General features: G+C 65.2%; 5 protein-coding genes and 1 pseudogene. 4 read left to right on the plus strand and 2 right to left on the minus strand.

Annotation, left to right across the window (positions count from 1 at the left end; translation table 11 throughout):
* Positions 1-103: 103 nt before the first annotated feature.
* Positions 104-821, plus strand: a pseudogene (locus FHS79_RS19075) (IS630 family transposase); the annotation flags it as partial.
* Positions 822-874: 53 nt separating this feature from the next.
* Here FHS79_RS19075 and FHS79_RS18275 read toward each other — a convergent pair.
* Together FHS79_RS18275 and msrA are read right to left on the minus strand one after the other, a co-directional pair.
* On the minus strand, positions 875-2,044 hold the full coding sequence (locus tag FHS79_RS18275) for an acyl-CoA dehydrogenase family protein (protein WP_184203251.1): 1,170 nt from the start codon (positions 2,042-2,044) through the stop codon (positions 875-877).
* Between the two features lie 39 nt (positions 2,045-2,083).
* Positions 2,084-2,635 (minus strand): peptide-methionine (S)-S-oxide reductase MsrA, encoded by a 552-nt coding sequence (gene msrA / locus FHS79_RS18280; protein WP_184203252.1) that lies wholly within the window; start codon positions 2,633-2,635, stop codon positions 2,084-2,086.
* Positions 2,636-2,901: 266 nt separating this feature from the next.
* On the opposite strand from msrA, the gene FHS79_RS18285 reads away from it, so the two are divergent.
* The 3 genes from FHS79_RS18285 to FHS79_RS18295 all read left to right on the plus strand — a co-directional run bounded on the left by FHS79_RS18285 (position 2,902) and on the right by FHS79_RS18295 (position 5,646).
* Positions 2,902-3,105 (plus strand): hypothetical protein, encoded by a 204-nt coding sequence (locus tag FHS79_RS18285; protein ID WP_184203254.1) that lies wholly within the window; start codon positions 2,902-2,904, stop codon positions 3,103-3,105.
* Between the two features lie 97 nt (positions 3,106-3,202).
* Positions 3,203-4,858: a spinster family MFS transporter gene (locus FHS79_RS18290; protein ID WP_341534484.1), complete on the plus strand. Its 1,656-nt coding sequence runs from the start codon at positions 3,203-3,205 to the stop codon at positions 4,856-4,858.
* 14 nt (positions 4,859-4,872) lie between these two features.
* The gene (locus FHS79_RS18295; protein WP_184203256.1) at positions 4,873-5,646 is read left to right on the plus strand and encodes an SDR family oxidoreductase; all 774 of its coding nucleotides are present in this window, start codon (positions 4,873-4,875) and stop codon (positions 5,644-5,646) included.
* Positions 5,647-5,949 lie beyond the last annotated feature (303 nt).

The raw sequence follows: 5,949 nt of genomic DNA on the forward strand, positions 1-5,949 counted from the left end.
TCCAGTTCGTGTTCCAGCACCATCCGCACCGCGCGTTCCCGCACCTCGGGCGCATACTTGTTCGTTGCCTTGCTCATAGTCGCTCCACCTTCTCAGGAGTTGGAGCCTCCGGCAAACCCGGCGCGGTTCACTGGCAGCGCGCGGCGCGGTGGTCAGCGTTGCGGCGGTCTGGCGGTTCTGTGATCGCCACAACATCACGCGTAAGAAAAGACCGCGCATGCCAGCGAGCAAGAGCGGCCCGACATCCTGAGCCGGCGCTGGGCCTGGTTCGAGGGCCAGCTCGACCTCGATCCCGACCGACTGGTGTTCATCGACGAGACCCCGGATGTTCTTGCGGCCAGCACCAACATGGGACGCCGGCATGACCGGTGCAGACGGGGTGAGCGGCTTCGCGCCAGCGTTCCCATAGCCGCTGGAAAACGACGACGTTCGTCGCCGGGCTGCGCAATACCGGCATGGTGGCGCCCATGGTGCTCGATGGCCCCATCAACCGCGATGCCTTTACCGCCTATGTGACCCAGGTCCTCGTGCCCGAGCTCTCGCCCGGCGACATCGTAATCATGGACAACCTGTCGAGCCACAAAGGGTCGGCCATACAATAAGCCATCGAAGCCGCCGGCGCCGAGTTGCTGTTCCTGCCGCCCTACAGCCCCGACTTCAACCCGATCGAGAAGGCATTCTCGAAGCTCAAGGCGCTTCTGCGAAAAGCCGCCGAGCGCACGATCCACGGCCTGTGGGACGCCATCGGACGCATCCTCAACCTCTACTCCCCGCAGGAATGCGCCAACTACTTCAAAGCCTGCAAGTGCTATGCAAGCTGATCGAAAACCGCTCTAGCCAACAGCGGCCCTCGCCGGATAGGTACCTTTCCGTGTCAGCCATAACCCAGCTGGCGGCCGGCGAGATCGAGCATGATCTCCTCCGATCCGCCGCCGATGGCGTTGACGCGCACCTCGCGGTAGATACGCTCGACCTTGCTGCCGGTGATGTAGCTCGCACCGCCGAGCACCTGGGCGGCCTCGCGCGCCACCGCTTCGAGCATCCGCGTCGCCTGCACCTTGAGCATCGCATAATCCGCCGGCTGGCCCTTGCCGGCGCGGTGCTGCCATGCGGCCAAGTCGACCCAGGCCTGGGTGGCGGCGATCTGGCGCTCGCAATCGGCAAGCTTGATGCGGATCGACTGGTGCTGAGCGAGGCGCTTGCCGAAGGTTTCGCGGGTCGTCGCCCATTCGACCGCTTCCTTGAGCGCCACGCGCGCCATGGCGCAGCAGCCATGCGCCATGCCCAGCCGCTCCGAATTGAAGTTGCGCATGATGCCGGCAAAGCCGCCATTCTCGGGGCCGATGAGGTTTTCCGGCGGCACCTCGACGGCATCGAAATGCAGCGCCGCGGTGTCCGAACAGCGCCAGCCCATCTTGTCGAGGCGGGTGCGCGACACGCCGGGGCGATCGGCCTCGACGAGCATCAGCGAAATGCCGGGAATGCCCGCTCCACCGGTGCGGACGGCGACGGTGAAATAATCGGCGCGCATGCCGCTGGTGATGAACATCTTTTGCCCGGTGACGACATATTTGTTGCCCACCTTCTCGGCCTTGGTGCGCAATTGTGCGACATCGGAGCCGCCCGACGGCTCGGTGATGGCGAGTGCGATGATCTTGTCGCCGGCCAGAACTTGCGGCGCGATGCGGCGCTTCATGTCTTCGGAGCCGAGTGCCAGGATCGGCGGCAGGCCGATGCTGTGCGTCATCAGCGAGGCGCCGAGCCCCCCTGCCCCGGCGGCGGCCATCTCCTCGGACTGGGTGAGGCTGTGGAAGATGTCGAAGCCTTCCGAATGACCGCCATATTCCTCGGGATAGTTGAGGCCGAGGATGCCGGCTTCGGCGGCGAGCTTGTGCAGGCTGCGGGGAAGCTCGCCTTCGGCCTCCCAGCGATCGATATGGGGATGGACATGCTGGTCCATGAAGCGGCGCACCGACGCGGCGACCGCTTCATGGGTTTCGTCATAATAGGGGGATCGGGCGCGCCATTGGTCGAAGCTGGTCATGCTCCGGTTGTGCGCGGTTTCGGCGGCGGCGTCAGCGCTTCAATTGGAGGGGGACTTCAGGCGCGCGGCATAGGCCTTGCGGAACTTGGCGAGCTTGGGGGCGACCACCGCGGCGCAATAGCCGTTGGCGGTGCCGTTCCGCTCGAAATAGCGCTGGTGATAGGCTTCGGCCGGATACCATGGCGCCTGCGGCTCGATGCTGGTGACGATGGGATCGTCCCAATTTTCCTGGTGGCGAGCGATGGCGGCATTGGCTTCGGCGGCCTGCTCGGGGGTGAGCGGGAAGATGGCCGAGCGATACTGGGTGCCGGTGTCTCCGCCCTGGCGGTTGAGGGTGGTGGGGTTGTGGGTGACGAAGAAGATGTCGAGCAGGTCGGCATAGCCGATCTGGGCGGGATCATAGGTGACCTTGACCGCTTCGGCATGGCCGGTGCGGCCGCCGCAGACGGCTTCGTAGCTGGGGTTTTCGACGCTGCCGCCGATATAGCCAGATTCGACATGGGCAATGCCCTGCACGGCATCATAAACGGCTTCGGTGCACCAGAAGCAGCCTCCTGCGAGGATGGCGGTGTCGGTTGCGGTATCGGGCATAAGGAGTCTCCGGCGGTGGCTGGAATGAGGGAAAGTTGCTGCCGGGACACGTAGGGATTCGGGTTGCAGGTTGAAAGAGGCGCAGTTTCGCCATGAATCTTTCATCCTCGTTGCAAATTCGGTGCCGGACGACTCGCCGCAGTGCGGCACAGATGTTATCCACAGGGCAACGACTCGGGATTTGCGCATATTGCAGGCTGGTGCCAGGGGGCAGCGGACGGGATGAGCGTGACGCCACGGGCCGAAGCAGCATGAGGGGTCGTGCGATGAATCCTTACGAAGCCAACGTCTGGAACGTGTCTTCGCGGCTGGGCGCGTGGTTGCGGGGGCTTTTGCGCCTCTATCGGCGCCCGCTGCTGGTGCTGCTGTGCGCGAGCGTGACGACGGCGGTGGGGGTGAGTGCCGGCCAGTCTGGAACGCCGGATCGCGAGCTTGCCGGCACCGAGATGGCGGCGCTGCTTGACCGTTGAAGCCCGGCGTTGATGCCCGGGCTTTGCTTGGCGCCGGGGGGCTGCTACGCCTGAGAGCAAGCAGCACCCAGGGGCTGCAGCAACGCGGGGATGATGCATGGCAGACGGACAGGCGGCTGCCGGAGGCGAAGGCGCCGAAACGGCGAAACCGGGCTCCGCAGCCGATATGCCGCCGGTGGGCGGCGCTTATGCCTATTATGTGCTCGGCGTGCTGGTGCTCGTCTATGTCGTCAACTTCGTCGACCGGCAGATCCTGGGGATTCTGGCGGAGGATCTGAAGGCCGATCTCGGGCTGACCGATGCCGACCTTGGCTTTCTCTACGGCACTGCCTTTGCGGTTTTTTATGCGCTGTTCGGAATTCCGCTGGGGCGGCTGGCGGACAATTGGGTGCGCGTGCGGCTGTTGTCGACCGGGCTTTTCGTCTGGTCGGGGATGACCGCTCTTTCGGGGCTTTCGACCAACTTCGTGCAATTGAGTGCGGCGCGCATCGGCGTGGGGGTGGGTGAGGCTTCGGCCAGCCCCTCGGCGTTCTCGATGCTCTCCGACTGGTTTCCGCGCGAGAAACGGGCGACGGCACTCGCGATCTATTCGTCGGGGCTCTACATCGGTGGCGGCATCAGCCTGTTCATCGGGGCGGTGGTGCTGCAGGCGTGGAAGGACGCCTATCCGGTGGCGGGGCCGTTCGGGCTGGTGGGATGGCAGGCGGCGTTTTTGGCGGTGGGGCTGCCGGGGCTGCTGCTGTCGCTCTGGGTGGCGACGCTGAAGGAGCCGATCCGCGGGCGTGCCGAGGGACTGCCCGAGCCACCGAAGGTCGAGGGCGTGTGGGGCAAGCTGGCGGGTGATATCGCCAGCGTCATCCCGCCGTTCACACTCATCAATTGCGCGCTGCTGGGGCGGCGGGTGTTTGCGATCAACCTGGCGGTGCTGTGCGGCTTTGCCGGGCTGGCATTTGCGCTGGGGAGCGTGACCGGGGACTGGCCGCAGTGGATTGCCATCTGCCTGGGCGGCTATGCGGTGACGAGCTGGGCGCAATCGTTGAAGCAGCGCGATGCGCCGACCTATGCGCTGATCTGGGGGACGCCGGCGTTCGTGCTGATGCTGGTGGGGGCGGGGACCATCTCGTTTGTCGGCTATTCGCTCGGCTTCTGGATCGTTCCCTATGCGATCCGCACCTTTGTGGTGCCGATGGCGGCGGTGGCGGCGGAGACCGGCACCGAAGTGCCCTGGTTTGCGACGACGCAGATGGTGGCGCTGCTGGTGGGCGGCTGGGGAGCAGCCGGGGGGTTTCTGGGCGTGGTGATCGGCGGGGCGGTGTCGGACTGGTTCAAGAAGCGCAACCCCAGCGGGCGCATCCTGGTGGCGTCGCTCGCCGTGCTGGTGCCGGCGCCCTTCATCTGGTTGATGTTCACCACCGACAGCCTGGGCATGTTCCTGATCTTCAACATCCCGCTGGCGTTCGGATCGATGTATGTGGGCATTGCCGCGGCGACGACGCAGGATCTGGTGCTGCCGCGGATGCGGGGAGCGGCGACCGCCACATATTTCATCGGCACGACGCTGATCGGGCTGGGCTTCGGGCCCTATGTGACCGGGGCGGTGTCCAAGGTGACCGGAAGTCTTGCCACCGGTGTGCTGGCGCTGCTGCTGATGGCGCCGGTGACGCTGACATGCCTGTATCTGGTGTATCGCAAGCTGCCGCGTGCCGAGGCTTCGCGCGTGGCGCGGGCACAAGCCGCCGGCGAAGTGATCTGAGGGAGAGAAAGACCGTGAGAATCGACGAGCTGTTTTCGGTTGCGGGCAAGCGCGTGGTGATAACGGGCGGCAGCCGCGGTATCGGGGAGATGATCGCGCGCGGCTATATCGAGAATGGCGCCGAGGTGATCATCACCGCCCGCAATGCGGCGGTTTGCGACGGGCTGGCGGGGGTGCTGGGGGAGCGCTGCACGTCGATCCCGGCCGACCTGTCGAAGATGGCGGAAATCGAGCGATTTGCCGACGCGGTGGCGACGAAGTGGGACCGGGTGGACGTGCTGTTCAACAATGCCGGCGCCAGCTGGGGCGCGACGGTCGAGGCGTTTCCCGAAGTCGGCTGGGACAAGGTGATGGACCTCAATGTAAAGTCGGTGTTCTTCCTGACGCAGAAGCTGCTGCCGCTGCTGAAGCGCGAGAACGCCGTCGGTGGCGAGATGAGCCGGGTGATCAACATCGGCTCGATCGACGGGCAGCAGGTGAGCGACCTCGAGACCTACAGCTATGCCGCATCGAAGGCCGGGGTGCTGCACCTCACCCGGATGATGGCCAAATATCTGGCGAAGGACGGGATTGCGGTGAACGCGATCGCGCCGGGGTTCTTCCCGTCGAAGATGACCGCCGGCGTGGCGGAGATGGTGGGCGATGCGATCATCGAGGCGACGCCGCTCAAGCGCTGGGGGACGCCGGAGGACATGGCGGGGGTGGCGCTGTTCCTGGGGTCGCGCGCCAGCGGCTTCTTGTGCGGGAGCACGGTGACAGTGGATGGCGGCTACAAGTCGACGGTTTGAGCCCCGATGCCGCGTTTTTGGGCAGGTGATGGGGGAAATGGCATCGCCAGCAGCCATTTTTTGCCGCGGCAGCCGCGACTTTGGGGCTGCATCGGGGTGGCACAGGCTTTGCATGGTGATAAGGTAAAGGTCGATGGCTTTTGCATCCCGGGTGGCGGCCGCCACCACGGGTGCAAAGGCTGGCCGTTGATGGGGATTGCTGCGTGAAGTAGCCGGGGCAGATTCCCGGGCAGAGCGTCTTCCCTTTGGGTCGTAGCTGTGATTCACACTGCCGATGACTCTGGGAGGATCAGACCCTGTTGA

This window comes from Polymorphobacter multimanifer, assembly GCF_014205635.1.
GTDB lineage: Bacteria > Pseudomonadota > Alphaproteobacteria > Sphingomonadales > Sphingomonadaceae > Sandarakinorhabdus > Sandarakinorhabdus multimanifer.

What these genes read in the sequence shown, in the direction of transcription:
- FHS79_RS18275 (WP_184203251.1), bottom strand. Translation starts at nt 2,044, where the DNA reads ATGACCAGCTTCGACCAATGGCGCGCCCGATCCCCCTATTATGACGAA.
- msrA (WP_184203252.1), bottom strand. Translation starts at nt 2,635, where the DNA reads ATGCCCGATACCGCAACCGACACCGCCATCCTCGCAGGAGGCTGCTTC.
- FHS79_RS18285 (WP_184203254.1), top strand. Translation starts at nt 2,902, where the DNA reads ATGAATCCTTACGAAGCCAACGTCTGGAACGTGTCTTCGCGGCTGGGC.
- FHS79_RS18290 (WP_341534484.1), top strand. Translation starts at nt 3,203, where the DNA reads ATGGCAGACGGACAGGCGGCTGCCGGAGGCGAAGGCGCCGAAACGGCG.